General features: G+C 70.3%; 21 protein-coding genes. 8 read left to right on the forward strand and 13 right to left on the reverse strand.

What is annotated here, in order from left to right:
* Positions 1-71: 71 nt before the first annotated feature.
* The 5 genes from R0146_RS01260 (at position 72) to R0146_RS01280 (ending at position 3,530) form a co-directional block, all read left to right on the forward strand.
* Positions 72-509: a hypothetical protein gene (locus R0146_RS01260; protein ID WP_317691061.1), complete on the forward strand. Its 438-nt coding sequence runs from the start codon at positions 72-74 to the stop codon at positions 507-509.
* Entirely contained in the window at positions 506-1,327 is an 822-nt protein-coding gene (trmB, locus tag R0146_RS01265; RefSeq protein WP_317691062.1) for a tRNA (guanosine(46)-N7)-methyltransferase TrmB, read from the forward strand. The genes R0146_RS01260 and trmB overlap by 4 nt, the downstream gene beginning before the upstream one ends.
* On the forward strand, positions 1,320-2,246 hold the full coding sequence (gene truA, locus R0146_RS01270) for a tRNA pseudouridine(38-40) synthase TruA (protein ID WP_317691063.1): 927 nt from the start codon (positions 1,320-1,322) through the stop codon (positions 2,244-2,246). Before trmB ends, truA begins: the two co-directional genes overlap by 8 nt.
* Positions 2,239-2,859 (forward strand): class I SAM-dependent methyltransferase, encoded by a 621-nt coding sequence (locus tag R0146_RS01275; protein WP_317691064.1) that lies wholly within the window; start codon positions 2,239-2,241, stop codon positions 2,857-2,859. Before truA ends, R0146_RS01275 begins: the two co-directional genes overlap by 8 nt.
* Before the next feature lie 77 nt (positions 2,860-2,936).
* Positions 2,937-3,530 (forward strand): superoxide dismutase, encoded by a 594-nt coding sequence (locus R0146_RS01280; protein WP_317691065.1) that lies wholly within the window; start codon positions 2,937-2,939, stop codon positions 3,528-3,530.
* A gap of 1,057 nt (positions 3,531-4,587) precedes the next feature.
* On the opposite strand, the gene rplQ is transcribed toward R0146_RS01280, so the two are convergent.
* From rplQ to R0146_RS01325, 9 genes are all read right to left on the reverse strand, one after another.
* Positions 4,588-5,109 (reverse strand): 50S ribosomal protein L17, encoded by a 522-nt coding sequence (gene rplQ, locus R0146_RS01285; RefSeq protein WP_317691066.1) that lies wholly within the window; start codon positions 5,107-5,109, stop codon positions 4,588-4,590.
* Positions 5,110-5,166: 57 nt separating this feature from the next.
* Complete coding sequence (locus R0146_RS01290) at positions 5,167-6,189, reverse strand: DNA-directed RNA polymerase subunit alpha (RefSeq protein ID WP_317691067.1); 1,023 nt, start codon at positions 6,187-6,189, stop codon at positions 5,167-5,169.
* Between the two features lie 184 nt (positions 6,190-6,373).
* On the reverse strand, positions 6,374-6,979 hold the full coding sequence (gene rpsD / locus R0146_RS01295; protein WP_317691068.1) for a 30S ribosomal protein S4: 606 nt from the start codon (positions 6,977-6,979) through the stop codon (positions 6,374-6,376).
* 31 nt (positions 6,980-7,010) lie between these two features.
* Entirely contained in the window at positions 7,011-7,412 is a 402-nt protein-coding gene (rpsK, locus tag R0146_RS01300; RefSeq protein WP_317691069.1) for a 30S ribosomal protein S11, read from the reverse strand.
* A gap of 55 nt (positions 7,413-7,467) precedes the next feature.
* Positions 7,468-7,836: a 30S ribosomal protein S13 gene (gene rpsM / locus R0146_RS01305; protein ID WP_317691070.1), complete on the reverse strand. Its 369-nt coding sequence runs from the start codon at positions 7,834-7,836 to the stop codon at positions 7,468-7,470.
* Between the two features lie 387 nt (positions 7,837-8,223).
* Positions 8,224-8,337, reverse strand: coding sequence for a 50S ribosomal protein L36 (rpmJ, locus tag R0146_RS01310; protein WP_020575560.1), 114 nt, complete (start codon positions 8,335-8,337; stop codon positions 8,224-8,226).
* A 94-nt stretch (positions 8,338-8,431) separates the two neighbouring features.
* Positions 8,432-8,653: a translation initiation factor IF-1 gene (gene infA, locus R0146_RS01315; protein ID WP_092613392.1), complete on the reverse strand. Its 222-nt coding sequence runs from the start codon at positions 8,651-8,653 to the stop codon at positions 8,432-8,434.
* Between the two features lie 258 nt (positions 8,654-8,911).
* Positions 8,912-9,850: a GTP-binding protein LepA gene (locus R0146_RS01320; protein WP_317691071.1), complete on the reverse strand. Its 939-nt coding sequence runs from the start codon at positions 9,848-9,850 to the stop codon at positions 8,912-8,914.
* Between the two features lie 149 nt (positions 9,851-9,999).
* Positions 10,000-10,377, reverse strand: a complete 378-nt coding sequence (locus tag R0146_RS01325; protein WP_317691072.1) for a DUF1707 SHOCT-like domain-containing protein — start codon at positions 10,375-10,377, stop codon at positions 10,000-10,002.
* Between the two features lie 66 nt (positions 10,378-10,443).
* Between R0146_RS01325 and R0146_RS01330 the strand changes: the two genes are divergently transcribed.
* Positions 10,444-11,184: a YaaA family protein gene (locus R0146_RS01330; protein ID WP_317691073.1), complete on the forward strand. Its 741-nt coding sequence runs from the start codon at positions 10,444-10,446 to the stop codon at positions 11,182-11,184.
* Here R0146_RS01330 and R0146_RS01335 read toward each other — a convergent pair.
* The 4 genes from R0146_RS01335 to R0146_RS01350 form a co-directional block, all read right to left on the reverse strand.
* A complete protein-coding gene (locus R0146_RS01335; protein ID WP_317691074.1) occupies positions 11,177-14,569 on the reverse strand; it encodes a PPi-type phosphoenolpyruvate carboxykinase family protein in 3,393 nt (1,130 codons plus the stop codon). The genes R0146_RS01330 and R0146_RS01335 overlap by 8 nt on opposite strands.
* Before the next feature lie 142 nt (positions 14,570-14,711).
* Positions 14,712-15,527 carry an ABC transporter ATP-binding protein gene (locus R0146_RS01340; RefSeq protein ID WP_317691075.1) on the reverse strand — a complete coding sequence of 272 codons (816 nt, stop codon included), beginning with the start codon at positions 15,525-15,527 and terminating at the stop codon, positions 14,712-14,714.
* The gene (locus R0146_RS01345) at positions 15,524-16,495 is read right to left on the reverse strand and encodes an ABC transporter permease (protein WP_317691076.1); all 972 of its coding nucleotides are present in this window, start codon (positions 16,493-16,495) and stop codon (positions 15,524-15,526) included. The genes R0146_RS01340 and R0146_RS01345 overlap by 4 nt, the downstream gene beginning before the upstream one ends.
* Before the next feature lie 66 nt (positions 16,496-16,561).
* Positions 16,562-17,551 carry an ABC transporter substrate binding protein gene (locus R0146_RS01350; protein ID WP_317691077.1) on the reverse strand — a complete coding sequence of 330 codons (990 nt, stop codon included), beginning with the start codon at positions 17,549-17,551 and terminating at the stop codon, positions 16,562-16,564.
* A 255-nt stretch (positions 17,552-17,806) separates the two neighbouring features.
* Between R0146_RS01350 and R0146_RS01355 the strand changes: the two genes are divergently transcribed.
* Together R0146_RS01355 and R0146_RS01360 are read left to right on the forward strand one after the other, a co-directional pair.
* The gene (locus R0146_RS01355; protein WP_317691078.1) at positions 17,807-18,358 is read left to right on the forward strand and encodes a DUF4395 domain-containing protein; all 552 of its coding nucleotides are present in this window, start codon (positions 17,807-17,809) and stop codon (positions 18,356-18,358) included.
* Between the two features lie 83 nt (positions 18,359-18,441).
* Positions 18,442-18,879, forward strand: a complete 438-nt coding sequence (locus tag R0146_RS01360; protein ID WP_317691079.1) for a thioredoxin family protein — start codon at positions 18,442-18,444, stop codon at positions 18,877-18,879.
* Positions 18,880-18,919 lie beyond the last annotated feature (40 nt).

Raw genomic sequence — 18,919 nt, forward strand, 5'->3', positions numbered from 1 at the left:
GGATCGTCCCGGGACGAGCGGTCCCCGGGACGCTCCCGCCGGACCACGGACCGGCCCGTAAATTGGGCCTCATGCCCACCACCCCCGATGACGCCCGCCGACGCCCCGGCAACGACCACCGGCCCCTCGGTGACCGGTCCCCTGCGGACTTGGTCGGCCGCGGGATCGGCCGGGCCAAGCTGTTCCGTGAGATCAGCCTGTGGGTGGTGGCGCTGCTGTCCGCCACGGCCGGCGCGGTCGCCATGCAGCTGACCAACAGCTGGGGCTGGTCGCTGGCGGCCTTCGCCGTCGTCGTCGCCGCGACGATGCTTCTGAGGTCCGTCCTCATCCGGCGGTGGACCGACCGGTCGCAGCAGCGCGCGGTCGAGGCGATGGTCGCCGACCAACTCGCCAAGGACGCCGAGGCGGCCCGGCTGCGCGCCGAACGTGCCGCCCACGACCACCCCACGGCCCGCCGTACCCGGCGCAAGCCGCAGGCCAACCCGTACCGACGCAAGGGCGACCGGTGACCGGGGCGGCGGCCCCGACGCCCCGGGTGCACCGCGACATCGTCTCGTTCGTCCGGCGCAGCACCCGGATGAACGCCTCCCAGCTGCGCAACTGGGACGCTCACCACGCCGAGTGGGTGGTCCCGCTGGCCCACCGGGCGACCAGCACCTCCGTCGCGCCCGGGCAGCTGTTCGCCCCGGAGGCGATCTGGGGGCGTACGGCGCCGTTGTGGGTGGAGATCGGCACCGGCAACGGCGAGGCGTGTGCCGCGATCGCCGCCCGCCACCCGGAGGTCAACTACCTGGGCTTCGAGGTGTTCACGCCGGCGATGGCCAGCGCGCTGGGGATGATCGCCCGCGCCGGGCTGACGAACGTCCGCCTCGCCGAGGTCGACGGCGTCGACGCGCTGCGGCACTGGATCCCGGCCGGCAGCGTCGACCGGATCCTCACCTTCTTCCCCGATCCCTGGCACAAGGCCCGCCATCACAAGCGCCGCCTGGTCAGCCCGGCCACCGCCGCCCTGGTCGCCTCCCGGCTGCGGCCCGGCGGCAGCTGGCACCTGGCGACCGACTGGCCCGACTACGCCGAGCACATGCGCGAGGTGCTCGACGGGCGCCGCGACCTGGTCAATCCCCACCTCGCATCGGCCGGCTCCGGGGACCGCGAGTCCACGGATCTCCGCTTCGTTGCCGGGGACGGTCGTGGGGACGGTTGGGCCCCGCGCCCGGACGCCCGGCCGCTGACCCGGTTCGAACAGCGCGGACTGGCCGCCGGCCGGCCGATCCGCGACCTGGTCTACGTCCGTACGGACGCGCCGGTCGAGGACGCCGATGTCTGAGTCCCCCGCGCCCGGCACCACCCGATGGCGGCTGGACATCGCCTATGACGGCACCGAATTCAGTGGCTGGGCGGCCCAGCCGGATCGTCGTACGGTCCAGGGCGAGTTGGAGCACCGGATCGGCCAGGTGCTGCGCCTGCCCGCCGCCCCCACGCTGACCGTCGCCGGGCGCACCGATGCGGGCGTGCACGCCCGCGGCCAGGTGGCCCACGTCGACCTGCCCGACGACGCCCCGGTGGACACCCTGGCGCGCCGGCTGCGGCGGGTGCTGCCGGCCGACCTGGTGGTCCGTGGCGTACGCCCCGCCCCCGAGGGTTTCGATGCCCGGTTCGCCGCCCGGTGGCGGCGCTACGTCTACCGGCTGGTCGATGAGGCGGGTTTCGCCGATCCGCTGCTGCGAGGTCACGTCGCCCGCATCCGCGGCACACTCGACCTGGATGAGCTCACCGCGGCGGGCCGCGAACTGCTCGGTCTGCGGGACTTCGCCGCCTTCTGCAAGCCGCGCGAGGGCGCCACCACGATCCGTACGCTGCTCGACTGCACGCCGCGGCGCCGGTCGGGCGACGGGACGGTGGAGATCACCGTACGGGCCGACGCGTTCTGCCACTCGATGGTGCGCTCCCTGGTCGGGGCGCTGTCCGCGGTCGCCACCGGGCAGCGTGATCTGGTCTGGCTGCGTGCGGTCCGCGACGCGCCGACCCGCCAGTCCTCGATCCAGGTGATGCCGGCGCACGGGCTGACCCTGGAGGAGGTCGGCTATCCGCCCGACGACGAGCTGGCCGCCCGCGCGGCCGCGGCCCGCGCGGTGCGGGTGCTGCCCCCAACGGCACAACAGACCCCGGCCGGCCCCCCGCCGCCCCGGCCGGTCCCGACGACCCCCTCCCCTTTGCTCCCGGACGGAGACTGCGACTGTGTCTGACGAACCGCTGGACCACTACTTCGCCACTCCGCACGGCGAGGAGCATCGCCGGACTATCCGGATCACCGTCCGTGGCCGCGAAGTGGCCCTGCAGACAGCCAACGGGGTGTTCTCCGGCAGCCGGCTGGACCCGGCCACCGCCGTCCTGCTCAAGGAGGTGTCCCCGCCCGGGCCGCAGGTCCGCCGGGTCGCCGACGTCGGCTGCGGCTACGGCCCGATCGCCCTGACCCTGGCCCTCGACTGTCCCTGGCTGACCGTCGACGCGGTGGACACCAACGAACGGGCCTTGGCCCTGACCCGCGACAACGCCGCCGCGCTCGGGGTGGCCGACCGGGTACGTACGTTCACCCCGGAGGGCACCGACCCGACAGCGACGTACGACGAGATCTGGTCCAACCCGCCGATCCGGATCGGCAAGGAGGCGCTGCACGACCTCCTGACGACCTGGCTGGCCCGGCTCGCTCCGGACGGCCGGGCGGTGCTGGTGGCCGGAAAGAACCTCGGCGCGGACAGTCTGCAGCGCTGGCTGGGTGAGCAGGGCTGGCCGACCGAGCGGCTGGCCAGCTCGAAGGGATTCCGGGTGCTGGAGAGTCGTCGCGGCAAGAACCATTGACCCAGCGGTACACGTCGATAAGGTGAGAGGGTCGTTACCCGCCAATGGACGGCGTTCTGCCGCGTGAAGGAGCAAATATGAGCTACCAGCTGCCCGATCTCCCGTACGACTACAACGCCTTGGCCCCGGCCATCGTCCCGGAGATCATGGAGCTGCACCACGACAAGCACCACGCCACCTACGTGAAGGGCGCCAACACCGCGCTCGAGCAGCTGGCCGATGCCCGCGACAAGGGCAACTTCGGCGTCATCAACAAGCTGGAGAAGGACCTCGCCTTCAACCTCGGCGGCCACTTCAACCACTCGGTCTTCTGGACCAACATGGCGCCGGGCGGCTCCGAGCCGACCGGCGACATCAAGTCCGCGCTGGACACGAAGTTCGGCGGCCTGGACTCCTTCAAGAAGGAGTTCTCCGCGGTGGCGCTGGGCATCCAGGGCTCCGGCTGGGCTGTCCTCGGCTACGACGCCCTCTCCCAGGACCTGCGGGTCTACCAGGTCTTCGACCACCAGGGCAACCTGCCGGTCGGCCAGACCCCGCTGCTGCTGCTCGACATGTGGGAGCACGCCTTCTACCTGCAGTACAAGAACGTCAAGGCGGACTTCGTGAACGCCTGGTGGGACGTCGTCAACTGGGACAACGTGAACGAGCGCCTGACCAAGGCCACCGCCTGATCACAGCAGCCACGGGTCAGGCACTGCTTGATCACGGCACCGCTTGATCTTGATCACGGCACCACTGATCGGCACCGCTTGATCGCAGCTCCCAGGTCGGAGCCTGCGTCGTACGTCCGAAAGGGTGGGTCTCCACAGGGAGGCCCACCCTTTCGGCGCGTCCTGCGGTGCCGCCGCGGTGCCCGCACGCCGCCCTGCCCATCCACGCCCGTATCTCCCCGCGCTGCGGGCGCGACAGTGGACCTGACCGGCGCGGGCGCGGGCGCGGGCGCGGGCGCGGGCGCGGGCGGGATCGCCCCCCGCGTTGCGGGCGATGATGGGGTGCTCCTCAAGCACCTTTGGTCGGCTCTACGTTTCGCCCACGCAAAGGTGCGCGTCATTCAGCAATCATGCGTGGGCACAACGCAGAGCTGTGGCTTCGTGCGTGAGGCGACCCAGGGTTTCGGGGACGGATCGCGAGAATCCGGGCGTACGGCGGCGCGCGGAGCAGCTGAACGTCGAGCGGCCGACGCTGAGCCGATAGGCGCTCCCGACACCGGGCACCGGACACCGGGCACCGGGCACCGGGCACCGGCAGGGCAGGTCATCGACCGGCGCCGATACCGCTGCGACGCCGCGACGGCACCCTGGCGTTCCCGCCGGAAGACACCCTGGCGTTCCCCGGAAGACACCCTGGCGTTCCCGCCGGAAGACACCTGGCGTTCCCGCGGGAACGCAACCGGGCAGAACCCGGGCACAACACCTCCCGCAGCGTTCCCGCGGGAACGTCATCAGACATGATCCGGGCATCGTCAGCCGCCATCCGGGAGCATTCGGGCATGACCTGAACGTCGGCCGCCCAACCGAACGTTCCCGTGACACGTGGCGTTCCTCCGGGACGTGGCCTTCCTGCAGGGATCCGGCGGTTCCGAACGGACGTGGCCTTCCTGCAGGGATCCGGCGGTTCCGTACGGATGTGGCGGTCCGTGAGATCGTGCGTTCCCGCGGGAACGCCACAGGGCGTGGAAGGGAAGCCCTTCCACGCCCTGTCGACGTACGTACCTGAGTCGGTCTCCGATCAGGCCTTCTCGTCGGCCTTCGGCTCGGTAGCCTCGACGGTCTCCTCGACCTCAGCCTCAGTGACCTCAGCCTCAGTCGCCTCAGCCTCGGTGGCCTCGGCGAGCGCCGCCTTGATCTCCTCGGCGGACTCGGTGGTGGCCTGCGCGGCGGCCTTCGGGGTCACCTTCTCGGTGATCACTTCGATCTTGGCCATCGGGGCGTTGTCGCCCTGACGGTTGCCGATCTTGGTGATGCGGGTGTAGCCGCCGTCGCGACCCTCCATCGCCGGAGCGATCTCGGTGAACAGCACGTGCACGACGCTCGGGTCGGTGATGGTCTTCAGCACCACGCGGCGGGCGTGCAGGTCGCCCCGCTTGGCCTTGGTGATCATCTTCTCGGCCAGCGGACGGACCCGCTTGGCCTTGGCCTCGGTGGTCACGACTGCGCCGTGCTCGAACAGCTGGCTGGCCAGGTTGGCCAGGATGATGCGCTCGTGCGAGGCGCTGCCGCCCAGACGGGGGCCCTTGGTGGGGGTAGGCATTCTTGTCTCTCCAGTTCAATCAGAAGCGGTGCCCGGGACTCTCGTACGGAGCGGAGCTCAGTACTGCTCGGTCTCCGCGAAGTCGGTGTCCTCGTCCTCGTCGTCGCTCCCCGCACCGGCGTAGGTGTAGGGGTCGAAACCGGGGGCGCTGTCCTTGAGCGCCAGGCCCATGGTGGCCAGCTGCTGCTTGACCTCGTCGATGGACTTGGAGCCGAAGTTGCGGATGTCGAGCAGGTCCTGCTCGGACCGCGAGATGAGCTCACCCACGGTGTGGATGCCCTCACGACGCAGGCAGTTGTAGGAACGCACCGAGAGGTTGAGGTCCTCGACCGGCAGGGCCAGGTCGGTGGCGTACTGGTCGTCCACCGGCGACGGGCCGATCTCGACGCCCTCGGCCTCGACGTTGAGCTCCCGGAACAGGCCGAACAGCTCGACGAGCGTACGGCCGGCAGACGCGACCGCGTCCCGCGGGGTGATCGACTGCTTGGTCTCCACGTCGACGACGAGCCGATCGAAGTCGGTCCGCTGCTCGACGCGGGTGGCCTCCACCTTGTAGCTGACCTTCAGCACCGGGGAGTAGATCGAGTCGACCGGGATCCGGCCGATCTCGTGCTCGGTCTCCTTGTTCTGGTCCGACGACACGTAGCCGCGGCCGCGCTCGACCACGAACTCCATGTCGATGGCGCCGTCACGGTTGAGCGTGGCGATGTGCAGGTCGGGGTTGTGCACCTCGACACCGGCCGGGGGCTGGATGTCGGCGGCGGTCACCTCACCGGCACCGGCCTTGCGCAGGTACATGACGACCGGCTCGTCCTCCTCCGAGGTGAGCACGAGGCCCTTCAGGTTGAGGATGATCTCGGTGACGTCCTCGACGACCCCGGGAAGGGTGGAGAACTCGTGCAGGTTCCCGTCGATCTTGATGCTGGTCAGCGCAGCACCGGGGATCGAGGAGAGCAGCGTACGCCGCAGCGAGTTGCCGAGGGTGTAACCGAAGCCGGGCTCGAGGGGCTCGATGACGAACCGCGAACGGTGCTCGTCGAGGACCTCTTCGCTCAAGGTCGGGCGCTGTGCGATCAGCATGGTGTGTTCCTTTCCGCGTCCACCACTATTTGAAGACGCGATCCGCGCATCGCAAGGACACGATCCGCGTGGGGCGACGGCCGGGTGCCGTACGTCCCCAGGGGTGGGAGAGCCACCCGGATGGGCACTCTCCCGGGGTGAACCCGACCGGAGGGGCGCAGGTCCGCCCCTCCGGTCGATGGGATCACTTCGAGTAGAGCTCGACGATCAGCTGCTCCTGCACGTCGACCGTGATCTGCTCACGGGTCGGCAGCTGGTGCACGAAGATCTTCATCTGGTTCGGGCGCGACTCGAGCCAGGCCGGCACGGAGCGCTCGGCGTGGGTCTCGCGGGCGACCACGAACGGGTCGATGTTGAGCGACTTCTCCTTGACCTGGATGATGTCGTGGTCGGTCACGCGGTACGACGGGATGTTGACCTTCTTGCCGTTCACCAGGAAGTGCCCGTGGTTGACGAGCTGACGGGCCTGGCGGCGGGTCGAGGCGAACCCGGCGCGGTACACGACGTTGTCGAGACGCGACTCGAGGATGCGCAGCAGGTTGTCACCGGTACGGCCGGGCTGGCGGTTGGCCTCCTCGTAGTAGCGGGAGAACTGCTTCTCCAGCACGCCGTAGGCGAAACGCGCCTTCTGCTTCTCGCGCAGCTGCAGCGAGTACTCCGAGTCCTTGGTACGGCCGCGGCCGTGCACGCCCGGAGGGTACGGGCGGCGCTCGAACGCCTTGTCGTTGCCGACGAGGTCAGTCCCGAGACGACGGGACTTCTTGGTCATGGGGCCGGTGTAACGGGCCATTCTTGTTCAGTCCTTTGCTAGTTCGTTCGGGTCAGACGCGGCGGCGCTTCGGCGGGCGGCAGCCGTTGTGCGGGACGGGGGTCACGTCGGAGATCGGACCGATCTCCAGACCGATGGCGCCCAGCGAACGGATCGCGGTCTCACGACCGGAACCCGGACCCTTGACGAACACGTCGACGCGCTTCAGGCCGTGCTCCATGGCACGACGACCGGCCGCCTCGGCGGCCATCTGAGCGGCGTACGGGGTGGACTTGCGGGAACCCTTGAACCCGACGGTGCCGGCGGAGGCCCAGGAGATGACCTGGCCGGCCGGATCGGTGATCGAGATGATCGTGTTGTTGAAGGTCGACTTGATGTGGGCCTGGCCGGCGACCACATTCTTCTTTTCCTTGCGGCGCACCTTCTTGCCGGTGCTACGGCCTGCAGTAGCCATGAGTGTGTTTCTGCTCCTCGAAGAGTCTGTCAGTCAGTGAGCGAGGAAGTGAGGGTCACTTCTTCTTGCCGGCGACGGGCTTGCGCTTGCCCTTGCGCTGACGCGCGTTGGTGCGGGTGCGCTGGCCTCGGACCGGCAGACCGCTGCGGTGACGACGACCCTGGTAGGAGCCGATCTCGATCTTGCGGCGGATGTCGGCAGCGACCTCGCGGCGGAGGTCACCTTCGGTCTGGTAGTTGGCCTCGATGAAGTCACGCAGGACGACCAGGTCGTCCTCGGTGAGCTCATGGACGCGCTTGTCGCCCGAGATGCCGGTGGCGGCGAGGGTCTCGAGCGCGCGGGTGTGGCCGATGCCGTAGATGTAGGTGAGGGCGACCTCGAGGCGCTTCTCGCGCGGCAGGTCGACACCGATCAGGCGTGCCATGTGGCGGGTTCCTTTCCCGTGGGACGGACGACGGAACGGGTCTCCCGACCCGCATGACCTCCGTGGTCCGCGAAGGTGTGTGGCGTGAAGCGTCCCTGTCCGCCTGGTCCTTGATGCTCGATCCCAGGAAATTCGCGGCAGGGCCTCGGCCTTCGTCCGAGGGTGGATCCGAAACGTACGTACGTCGCGGGGTTGCGTTCACACTGACTGGGTCCCCACCCGCCGGCGGCCCGGTGAGTGGAGTATTCGATTGTCCTGCCCGGCCGGCAAGCGGTCCGGAGCTGGTTGTTGTCCCGGACCGTGGTCCGGCGAAGTGCCCCTGCGTGGTGACCCGGGGGGCCGCCGTGGCGGGAGCGGTGAGGCGAGGCGTCGAGGCGTTGCCGGGCGTCAGCCCTGGCGCTGCTTGTGGCGCGGGTTCTCGCAGATCACCATCACGCGACCGTGCCGGCGGATGACCTTGCACTTGTCGCAGATCTTCTTGACGCTCGGCTGAACCTTCATCGATCGTCTTTCTGAATCGGCGCAGGGCGTGGCCCGTCGACGGACCGCGCCCGACTGTGGATGGATGGGTGGGTGGGCCGGGCCCACCCGTGTGTCACTTGTGTCGGTAGACGATGCGCCCGCGGTTGAGGTCGTACGCGGAAACCTCGACGACGACACGGTCGCTCGGCAGGATGCGGATGTAGTGCTGTCGCATCTTGCCGCTGATGGTGGCCAGCACCTTGTGGCCGTTGGACAACTCGACCCGGAACATCGCGTTGGGCAGAGCCTCCACGACGGTGCCCTCGAGCTCGAGAACGCCTTCCTTCTTTGCCATGATCCTCACATCGTCGACTCCGCCCCCACCGATTAGTGGGCGCGTCGGTGCACCGACACAGGTGACCAAGGAGTCACTCTACCCGGCGCGGCAAGGATTGCCCAAATCACGATCGGGCGCCGGAACGATCAGGGGGAGGCCCCACCGACCCCACAGCACAGCGGGCCGACGGCTCACTCCGCGGATCGGCTCAGCGGCCCCGGCGGTCCACTCCGCCGATCGGCTCAGCGGCCCCGGCGGTCCACTCCGCCGATCGATTCAGCGGACCGCCACCAGCGAGGCGGCCTCCGGGCGTTCCACCAGCGGATGGCCCTCGAGGTCGTAGCGGGCAGGCAGGGTCGAGAGCCCCTTCTCCCGGTAGAGCTCGACCGACTCCCGCATGCTCGCGAGCATGTACGGCGGGAATTCCATCCCGTGCCGGTTGGCCCAGACGACGCGCGCCTCGAGCCGGCCGATCTCGCGGGCGTACGCCTCGAGGTCGCGGTCCAGATCGAAGGTGACCATCAGCCCACCGATGTCGCGCTTGTACGCCTCGTCACCGTTCGTGCCGACCATGGTGTACGAGGCGGTGCGCAGCTGCTGGACCAGCCACTTCTGCCAGGGCCGCAGCCGCGCGGCGAGCAGCTCGGCGGACATCCGGTAGTAGGCGAAGTGGCCCGGCTCCTGACGCTTGATCGGGTGGATCACCGACTCGGCGATGGCCTCCTCACCGATCTCCTTCAGCCCGGCGGTGAAACTGTTGTAGGCGAGCACCGCCTGGCGTTCGGTCGACGCGCCGGTGAGGTAGAACAGCATCCGGGAGACGTCCTGGATCGGCCGCCAGTGCGCCAGCGCCCCGAGCAGGCGGATGGTCCAGGTGAACGTCAACTGCGGGGTGGACGGCGGCAGTCCGACGTCGGTGGACAACCGGTCGAGGATGAGCCCGTGCTGGATCTCCTGCGGTTGCCAGACGTCCTGGTAGAAGAGGCGGTCGGTCTCCTCGACCCCGGGGATCAGCGTGAGGATCTCCAGGACGTTGCGGTCCACCTCGAGCTCGACCCGGGCGAGGTAGTTCAGCACGTGCCCGAAACGGGAGCGGACCTGGTCCGGATCATGCACCGTACGATCGACCGATGACAACGGGATCGGTGGGTACAACTCGCCTAGCCGCTTCACATGGTCCCGGATCTTGCCCGGCGTGATCTGCTTCTTGGGCACGCTCCGATGATATGGACGATCCGCCCGGACCGGTAACCCCGGTGCTGCCCCGCGCACCGGGCCGCCGACGGGGTACCGAGGTTTACGCACTCCGCGTGCTCAGCGGGCCCGCGCGCTCCCGTGCTTCGAGGCTCCAAGGCCCCGCGTGCTCAGAGCGCGATCAGCAGCACCAGCAGGACGATCAGCACCAGCAGCGCACCCCCACCGATCGCCAGCACCAGCAGGCCCGCGCGGCCGGGGCCGGTGATCTCGGCGAGTTCGCCGGGCTTGTTCGGCGCGGTCGAGGCGACGATCGCCGGCTCGTGGTAGGTCGGCACGGCGCCCACCGCCTCGACGACCGGCACCAGTTCGCCGAGGGTCCGGGCGGAGAACACCCGGTCCAGCGCGGCGTGGTAGGCGTCGTCGTCCAGCCTGCCGTCGGTGTAGGCCGCGTTGACCCGGGCGGTGAGGTCCTCCCGCTCCTGGTCGGGCACCGGCTTGTCCGGCTCGGAGCGGTAGCGGTACGGCACGGGCAGGTTGCTGCTCATGGCCCCAGACTAGCCGGGCGCCGGGACGCCGACCGGCCGGTCGCGGCACGCTGGCATGCTGGGCCGGTGCTGATCCTGCTGCCCCCCTCGGAGACCAAGACCCCGCGGGCCCACGGCGCCCCGACGACGCTGGAGTCGCTCTCCTTCCCGGGGCTCACCGCGGCCCGGCGTACGGTGCTGACCGCGTTGGCGCGGACCTCCGCGACACCGGACGCGCTCCGGGTGCTCGGCGTCCCGGCCTCGCTGGCGGCGGAGGTGGAGCGCAACACGACGGTGCTGGACTCCCCCGCCACGCCCGCCGGACGGCTCTACTCCGGGGTGCTCTACGACGCGCTCGACCTGGCCACGCTCACCGGCCCGGCCCGTCGCCGGGCCAACTCCTGGCTGGTGGTGGTGTCCGCGGCGTACGGCGCGCTGCGGATGACCGACCGGGTCGGCGGCTACCGGCTGGCGATGGACGTCGACCTGCCCGGGGTCGGCCGGCTGGGTCCGTGGTGGCGGGAGCAGCTGGCCGGGGAGCTGACCGCCGTCGCCGGCCAGGGACTGGTGGTGGACTGCCGCTCCACCACCTATCTGCCGGCCTGGCACCCGTCCGGAGCGGTGGCCCGGCGCTGGGTCCGGGTCCAGGTGCCCGGGGCGAGCCACCACGCCAAACACACCCGCGGCCTGGTCGCCCGACACCTGTGCCGCGAGGGCTCGGCGGCCCGCACCCCCGCCGCGCTGGCCGCCGGCCTGGCCGACGCGTTCGACGTACGGCTCGATCCGCCGGCCCGGCCCGGCCGGGCGTGGGAGCTGCAGGTCAGCTGAGCTGTGGCTGCAGACCGAGCTCGCCGACCAGCCCGGCGCGGTAGTCGGCCGACGAGATCCGGGCCAGCTCGGCGCGGGTCCGGGCCAGGCGGTCGGTCAGCCCCAGCCGTTCGGTCACCTCAGCCGCATGGGCTCCGGCGACGAAACCGGCCAGGTGCTCCACCGCCGCCGTGCCGCGCCGCACCCGGGCGGCCTGCTGGGCGTCGAGTCGGGCGGCGTACCAGTCGCTGGCGAGCACGTTCTCCCGGCGGAACAGGTCGCGGACCGCAGGATCGTCCAGGCGATGGCCGTCGGCGGTGGCACCGTACGCCATGATCTCCAGCACCGCCCGCAGCGGCGGACAGGCCAGGTCGGCGGTCCCGTCGGCGAAGTAAGCCGCGGCGACCCGCTGGTGGGTGCGCACGATGGTGTCCACGCTCTCCGCGAAGACGGCCGGATCCTGCAACTCGGGACGCAGCATCTCGTCGGTGAACACCACGTCGGGGTGCATGAAGATCCGCCCGAAGTACGCGGTGGCGAAGCGCTTCGTCATCCGGTAGCCGAGCCGGCCGGCCAGCACCGTACGTCCCTCGACCTCGAGATCGCCGACCTTCTCCAGCAGACCGTTCGCGATCAGGCTCGACGCATCCCGCTCGGCAGGACTCATCCGGGAGAAGACCTCGGGCACCAGCAGGCTGATGTCGTGGTCGACCCGCACCCGCGGCCCGAGGTAGCCGGCACAGGACAGCCAGCCGTCGTAGCCGGTGAGGACGTACGACAGCAGCGCCGCGTTGAGGTCGTACACGGCGGGCAGCGCGTTGAACGGCCCCTTGGTGAGCGCCCCCTCCGAGCCGGCCCCGGTGGTGGACGGCGACTTGCCGGTCATCGAGCTGATGAACTCCATGAACAGCTCGGGCAGTTCGAGGTAGTGCAGCGGGTTGAACGCGCACAGCGGCGGGACGCCAGGCTCCGGCGGGTTGTTGCGGCGGCCGGCGGCGACCAGGTCGACCGGCACCGGGACCGGCCGGGAGCTGGGGATCCGGCGCCACAGGTGGACGGCGAGGTCGGCGATCGCGGTCGCGCCGGGATCGGCGATGTCGGGGCGCACCTGCAGGTAGCGCGGGTTCTTCGACGGCTTGCCGTCGACCAGCCGGGGCTGCGCGGAGCAGACCCACCAGTCCGGGCCCTGCTCGTCGGCCTGGTCGGCGACCCGGCTGATCAGTGCCTGCACCGGGGCACTGAAGGTGCTGAACCCGACCGCGTCATCGCGCAGTTCCCGGGCGTCATGGTGGTCCAGCGGCTGGAAATTGGACAGGAAGGTGTCGTGACCGGCGATGTCGCGCTCGGCCTGCTTGTCGTAGCCGCGGTGGATGGCGTCGTCGGGACGCTGGAAGAGCAGCCGCTCACAGTTGGCGACGACCTTGCGGGACAGCTCGCCGGGCACTCCCAGCGCCGCGGCGGGCAGCACGGTGCTGGCGGTGATGTCGTCCTCGGTCTGCACCTTGACCGCCGGGCTGAAGTCCGGGCGCAGGCTGAACAGCCGCCAGGAGCCGTCCTGGTCGAAGCCGACCCGCAGCATGTTGACGACGACCTTGTCACCGTCCAGGCGCAGGGCATTGCCGGAGCGGCCGTTCATGATGCCGACGCTGAAGTGGCGCCGCCAGTCAGCGCCCCATTCCGGCCGGTAGGAGCGCTTCACGACGAAGACCAGCTCCTTGATGTGCTGCGGGATCGCCCGCAGCCAGTCGTTGTACTCCGCGGTGTAGTCCTCGCTCGGGGTGAGCAGCTTGATGACGCTGCCCATGCTGCGCCGGTCGCTGAGCACCTCGCGGTGGTCGGTCCCCCGGCGGGCCGGGTCGGCGAACCGGTCGGTGTAGTCACCGGCCAGGATCGACGCGACGGTCTCGATGTCCTGATCGAAGTCCTTGACGTACGCGTTGCCGTAGACGAACGCGTCGGTGATCGCCTTGGAGATCTCCGACTTGCCGCCGCCCGACACGGTGCTCGGCTTGTGACAGGCGGTCGAGCCGGCGGCGGTGCCGATCAGGCTCCACTGGGTCGGGTCGGTGTCGGACTGCGCCATCCGCACCCGGTAGCCGTGCGGCCCGAGGTACGTACGGTCGGCCCGCAGCGGGATCGCGGACCGGCCGCCGTGGCCGTCAGCCCAGGAGACCGACCGGTCGCGGATGCTGAACAGCGCCCGGCCCGGGACGAGCACGACCGACGGGTCGGCCGGGTCCACGGCGTGGCCCTCGGGCTGACGGACGAAGCGGCCCTCCTCGCGGGCGAGGACGTCATCGAGGCGCCAGTCGTCGCCGGCGAGCTTGTCGTAGTACTCCTGCCCCTCGAGGTAGCTGGGGAAGACCAGCGCGCCGCCGGAGTGTTCCTCCTCGGCGCCGCCGACCAGATTGGCCGAGTAGCCGATCTGGGTCTTCACCTCCTTCTTGCAGTACCCGAAGTAGTTGTCCGCGATCACCGTGACGATCACCCCGGCCGCGGTCCGGGCGCAGACCTTGAACGCCTTGCCGCCGTTGTAGCGCTCGTCCTCGGTGCGCCAGCACTGCCCGTCGCGGCGCTCACGCTCGGTGGCCTGGTCCCAGTGCGGCAGACCAAGGTCTCTCTTGGTCACCTCGACCAGGTGCGGGGCGAGGATGACGCAGCCGGTGGTGCCGGTCCAGTGCTCCGGGTCGAGGGCGGCGTCGTTCTCGGGGAGCTGCGGGTCGCCGGCGTTGCCGAAGATGCCCTCGACGAAGTCGAGATTGCTGACCAGCCCGCCGGGCACCAGGAACCGCACCTCCATGGTGCGGGCCGGCGCGACGCCGGGCACTGCGGGGACCACCAGCGGACGCAGCAGCAAGGAGACGAAGGTCCGCGCCGGATGGTCGGAGCCGGCCGTCCAGGGCACCTCGAGCGCCTCGGCCGGCGGCCGCAGGGCCAGCTCCAGGAGGCGGGCGAAGACGTCGGTGCGGACGCTGATCTTGTCGTCGGGGATCGGCAGACCGCCCTGGGCGATGTGGAAGACGCCGGCGGTGGTGCGCCGGTCGTTGACCGGGTTGTGCAGCACCCCATTGGCCAGCCGGTAGCTGTGGACGTACGCGGAGGTGAAGGAGTCGCCGTCCTGGGGCAGCGACAGGCCACGGGCGAGACCGGGCTGGTCGAGGACCAGGGTGTTCACCGGCAGCGTGGGCCGCACCGGGGCGTCGGCCAGGAAGTCGTCGAGGAACGACTGGATCCGCCCGTCGACCGGGCAGAGCCGATCGGTGAGCCGGCGGCCGAGCTCCCGCTGCCGGGCCAGCAGCGGCGCGACGAGGCGGGTCTCCGCGCCGCCCGCACTGCCCTCGGCCACCGGGAGGCCGAGCAGGGCGAGGCGCACGTTGATCGCGGCATGCACGTCAGAAGTCACCATGAGACCCATTCTGGCCATCCGTCCCGGAGCCCAGCGGGCACCCCGACAGCATGGTCAGACCACCGTCGGCGTAGAGTACGCCTCCGTCGTCCGGCTGTCCGGTCGTCCGAGCAACGTACGGATCAGCCGAGCAACGTACGGATCAGCCGAGCAGCGTACGGTCGCTGAGCGCCTCGGTGGCGCCCCGCACCTTGCCGAACTCACTGAGCAGGTCCGGCACGGTCGCCTTCGCCTTCTCCGCGGCGTCGATCTCGAAGATCACTTCGCCCTCGTGCATCATGATCAGCCGGTTGCCGAGCTGCAGCGCCTGCTCCATGTTGTGGGTGACCATCAACGCGGTCAGGCCGTGCCGCTTGACCGCTTCCCCGGTGAGCCGGGTGACCAGCGCGGCCCGCTGCGGGTCGAGCGCGGCGGTGTGCTCGTCCAGCAGCAGGATCTCGGGCTCGCTGAAGGTCGCCATCAGCAGCGACAGCGCCTGGCGCTGACCACCGGACAGCATCCCCACCCGGACCCCGAGCCGGTCCTCCAGGCCGAGCTCGAGCGTGGCGAGCTCCTCACGGAATCGCTTCCGCTTGCGGGCCGAGACCCCACGGCCGAGACCGCGGCGCCTGCCCCGGGAGAGCGCCATCGCCAGGTTCTGCTCGATGGTCATGTGCGGCGAGGTGCCCGCCATCGGGTCCTGGAAGACCCGGCTGATGTCACGGGCCCGCTGGAAATCGGCCAGCCGGGAGACTTCGTGGCCGTCGATCCGGATGCTGCCCGCCTCCGGCCGATGCACGCCGGCGATGACGTTGAGCAGGGTCGACTTGCCGGCGCCGTTGGAGCCGATGATGGTGACGAAGTCACCCTCCCGCAGGGTGAGCGAGACCGCCTTCAGGGCGACCCGCTCATTGACGGTGTGCGGGTAGAAGACCTTGGTGACGTTCGTCAGCTCGAGCTTCGACTGAGGGGCGGTCATCGCGCGTTCTCCTGTCCGGCATCCGTCGTGTGCTCGCCGGTCGTGGCGGCGACGGCGGCGGCCCCCTCGCCGTACGGCTCGGTCAGCTTCTGCAGGCGCTCCTGGCGTCGGGCGCCGATCCGGCGGACCACGTCCCAGCGCGGCAGCAGCAGCGCGATCACGACGAGCACCGCGGAGATCAGCTTCATGTCGTTCGGGTTGAAGCCGATCATCAGCGCCAACTGGATGACCAGCCGGTAGATCACCGAGCCGATCACCGCCGCCGAGGCGGCGATGAGGACCGTACGCTGCCCGAAGATCGCCTGGCCGATGATCACCGACGCCAAGCCGGCGACGATCAGGCCGATCCCCATGCCGATGTCCGCGAAGCCCTGGTACTGGGCGATCAGCGCCCCGCAGAGGGCGACCAGCCCGTTGGACAGCGCCAGGCCGACGATCTTCATCGCATCGGTGTTCACCCCCAGCGAGCGGATCATCGCCTGGTTGTCGCCGGTCGCCTGCATGGCCAGGCCGAAGTCGGTCGACAGCAGCCAGATCAGCAGGGCGGTCAGCACCGCCGCGACGGCCAGGAAGATCAGCACCGAGACCGGCGTGCCGAGCACCTTGGCCTCCCGCAGCGGGGTGACGATCGTGTCGGCCCGCAGCAGCGGGACGTTCGCCTTGCCCATGATCCGCAGGTTGATCGAGTACAGCGCGATCTGGGTCAGGATCCCGGCCAGCAGCGGGTTGATCCCGCCCTTGGCGTGCAGCACGCCGGTGATCGCGCCTGCGGCGAGGCCGACCAGGATCGCCGCCGCGGTGGCCAGCCACGGGTTCACCCCGGCGACGATCAGCGCGGCGGTGGTCGCCGCACCACTGGTGAACGACCCGTCGACCGTCAGGTCGGCGAAGTCGAGGATCCGGAAGGAGATATAGACCCCCAAGGCCATCACGGCGAAGATGAACCCCAGGTCCAGGGCGACGATCATGCGCCCTCCTCCTTCATGTGCGGATCGCGCCCGTCGTACGTGGCGATCCTCGTGGACGGAACGATGTCAGTAGGTCTGAGCGGCCTGCTTGGCCAGGTCGTCGGGGATGGTGACGCCCATCCGCTCAGCGGCCGCCTTGTTGATGACGAGCTGCACGTCGGACTGCGACTCGACCGGCATGGTGGCCGGCTTGGCACCGGTGGTGAGGATCTTCACCGCCATCTGGCCGGTCTGGTAGCCGAGCTTGGTGTAGTCGATGCCGTACGTCGCGACCGTGCCGCGCTTGACGGAGTCGCCCTCACCGGCGATCACCGGGATCTTCCGGGTCTCCCCGACCTGGATCACCGATTCCAGCGCGGAGACCACGACATTGTCGGTCGGGACATAGATGGCGTCGACCCCGGCGAGCGACTGCGCGCCCTGCTGCACCTCGGCGGAGTTGGAGACCGCGACCTCCTTGACGGTCAGCCCCTGCTGGGCGGCCGCCTCGCGGGCCAGCTTCACCTGGACTGCCGAGTTGACCTCGCCGGAGCTGTAGATGATGCCGACGGTGGCGGCCTGCGGCCGCAGCTGCTTGACCAGGCCGATCTGCTTGGCGACCGGGTTGAGGTCGGTGGTGCCGGTGACGTTGCCGCCCGGCGCGTCGAGGGAGGTCACCAGCTGCGCGGACACCGGGTCGGTGACCGCGGTGAAGAGGATCGGGGTGTCGGCGATCGCCTGGGCCGCGGCCTGCGCGGTCGGCGTGGCGATGGCGAGCACCAGGTCCTTCTTGTCCGAGGCGAACTTGGTGGCGATCGAGGTCGCGGTCGCCTGGTCGCCCTGGGCGTTCTGCTCGTCGTAGTCGACCGTCAGCCCGGCGTCGGCGAGGGCCTTCTTGAACCCCTCGCGCGAGGCGTCGAGCGACGGGTGCGAGACGATCTGGGTGATCCCGATCGTGTAGGTCTTGCTGGCCGACGACTGGGCGCCGGCACCCGAGCCGGCCGAATTGCCACAGGCTGCGAGGAACATCGAGGCGGCGGCGATCGCGCCGAGCACCCCGAGACGGGCTGACTTCATCGGTTGAGTCCTTTCCTCTCCGACGCGGCGTCGCGCCGGCGGTGTCCACTGCCGGCTCATTCTGCCTCGCCGACGCCCCCGGTCCCGGCCGGTAAGACGGTCCCGACGGTACCAATCACGTGACGAACCGCCGGCACACGGTCCCACGGACGGCTCGACCGTCCTCCGGGCGTGTCCGACGGCACAGGTATTGATATTCGTGATGTCTTGCATAAGATCGCAAGTAGTCCGTTCACCCTCCCGAAGGTCGCCCCCATGGCCCGCCGCGCCCATCCCGCCCACACCGCCCGTACCTCCACGGCTCCTGCCGCCGGCACCGGCCGGCCGTCCGACCCTGCCGGCACGTCCGGGGCCGAGACCCCGACTCCGGTCCGGATCGACCCCCGCGGCCCGCGGTTCGGGGCGATCATCACCTCGGTGCTGCTAGCCGTCACGCTCCTGCTGGGCCCCACCTGGGGCCTGGTCCCGCTGGGCATCCAGACGCTCGCCTTCATCGGCGGCTCCGTGTTCGGCCTGTCCCGCCAGCCCTGGGGCTGGATCTACCGCGCCTGGGTCCGGCCGCGGCTGGGCCCGCCGGCCGAGCTGGAGGACGAGGCACCGCCGCGCTTCGCCCAGACGGTCGGGCTGGTCTTCGCCGTGCTCGCACTGGTCGGTGCACTGACCGGCCTCGCTCCGCTGTTCTGGGCCGCGACCGGCGTCGCGTTCATCGCCGCCTTCCTCAACGCCGCGTTCGACTTCTGTCTCGGCTGCGAGACGTACCTGCTGGTGCAGCGATTGCGCGCCCGTACGCCGCACCCGTCGGTCTGACGGCGGCTCCGTCCCCCAGGTCCCCACCTTCGTTCCGCACTCCGCCCGCTCCTCCACGCCCCCCATCCCGACAGGACCCCTCTGTGACCGGCCTCATCATCCTTCTCGTCGCGCTGGCGGCGGCCACCGCCTTCGGTCTGTACCGGCGGGCCACCGACGGCCGCTCCCGCTCCACCACCGGAGCCCGGCGACCGCGGCTCAGCTCCGACGACCTCGGCACCGACCTCGGTGCCTCGCGGACCTTCGTCCAGTTCTCCTCGTCGGTGTGCACGCCGTGCCGCCGGACCCGTACGTTGCTGGAGTCGGTGGCCGCGGAGCGCCCGGAGCTGGCGTACGTCGACCTGGACGCCGAGAGCCGGCTCGATCTCGTCGAACGGTTCGGGGTGCTGCGGACGCCGACCGTCCTGGTGCTCGACGCCGACGGCACGGTGGCCCATCGGATCGTGGGCCAGCCGCGCCGCGCCGAGGTGCTGGCCCTGCTCGAGCCGGCCGACACCCTGCTGGCTGCGGCCAGCCGGTAGCCGCCGCCGACCCGCGGCCGGTGGGTAGCGGGCCGGCGTC

Source organism: Raineyella sp. LH-20, from assembly GCF_033110965.1.
Taxonomy (GTDB): Bacteria; Actinomycetota; Actinomycetes; order Propionibacteriales; family Propionibacteriaceae; genus Raineyella.

What these genes read in the sequence shown, in the direction of transcription:
- R0146_RS01260 (WP_317691061.1), top strand. Translation starts at nt 72, where the DNA reads ATGCCCACCACCCCCGATGACGCCCGCCGACGCCCCGGCAACGACCAC.
- truA (WP_317691063.1), top strand. Translation starts at nt 1,320, where the DNA reads ATGTCTGAGTCCCCCGCGCCCGGCACCACCCGATGGCGGCTGGACATC.
- R0146_RS01280 (WP_317691065.1), top strand. Translation starts at nt 2,937, where the DNA reads ATGAGCTACCAGCTGCCCGATCTCCCGTACGACTACAACGCCTTGGCC.
- rplQ (WP_317691066.1), bottom strand. Translation starts at nt 5,109, where the DNA reads ATGCCTACCCCCACCAAGGGCCCCCGTCTGGGCGGCAGCGCCTCGCAC.
- R0146_RS01290 (WP_317691067.1), bottom strand. Translation starts at nt 6,189, where the DNA reads ATGCTGATCGCACAGCGCCCGACCTTGAGCGAAGAGGTCCTCGACGAG.
- rpsD (WP_317691068.1), bottom strand. Translation starts at nt 6,979, where the DNA reads ATGGCCCGTTACACCGGCCCCATGACCAAGAAGTCCCGTCGTCTCGGG.
- rpsK (WP_317691069.1), bottom strand. Translation starts at nt 7,412, where the DNA reads ATGGCTACTGCAGGCCGTAGCACCGGCAAGAAGGTGCGCCGCAAGGAA.
- rpsM (WP_317691070.1), bottom strand. Translation starts at nt 7,836, where the DNA reads ATGGCACGCCTGATCGGTGTCGACCTGCCGCGCGAGAAGCGCCTCGAG.
- rpmJ (WP_020575560.1), bottom strand. Translation starts at nt 8,337, where the DNA reads ATGAAGGTTCAGCCGAGCGTCAAGAAGATCTGCGACAAGTGCAAGGTC.
- infA (WP_092613392.1), bottom strand. Translation starts at nt 8,653, where the DNA reads ATGGCAAAGAAGGAAGGCGTTCTCGAGCTCGAGGGCACCGTCGTGGAG.
- R0146_RS01325 (WP_317691072.1), bottom strand. Translation starts at nt 10,377, where the DNA reads ATGAGCAGCAACCTGCCCGTGCCGTACCGCTACCGCTCCGAGCCGGAC.
- R0146_RS01335 (WP_317691074.1), bottom strand. Translation starts at nt 14,569, where the DNA reads ATGGTGACTTCTGACGTGCATGCCGCGATCAACGTGCGCCTCGCCCTG.
- R0146_RS01340 (WP_317691075.1), bottom strand. Translation starts at nt 15,527, where the DNA reads ATGACCGCCCCTCAGTCGAAGCTCGAGCTGACGAACGTCACCAAGGTC.
- R0146_RS01345 (WP_317691076.1), bottom strand. Translation starts at nt 16,495, where the DNA reads ATGATCGTCGCCCTGGACCTGGGGTTCATCTTCGCCGTGATGGCCTTG.
- R0146_RS01350 (WP_317691077.1), bottom strand. Translation starts at nt 17,551, where the DNA reads ATGAAGTCAGCCCGTCTCGGGGTGCTCGGCGCGATCGCCGCCGCCTCG.
- R0146_RS01355 (WP_317691078.1), top strand. Translation starts at nt 17,807, where the DNA reads ATGGCCCGCCGCGCCCATCCCGCCCACACCGCCCGTACCTCCACGGCT.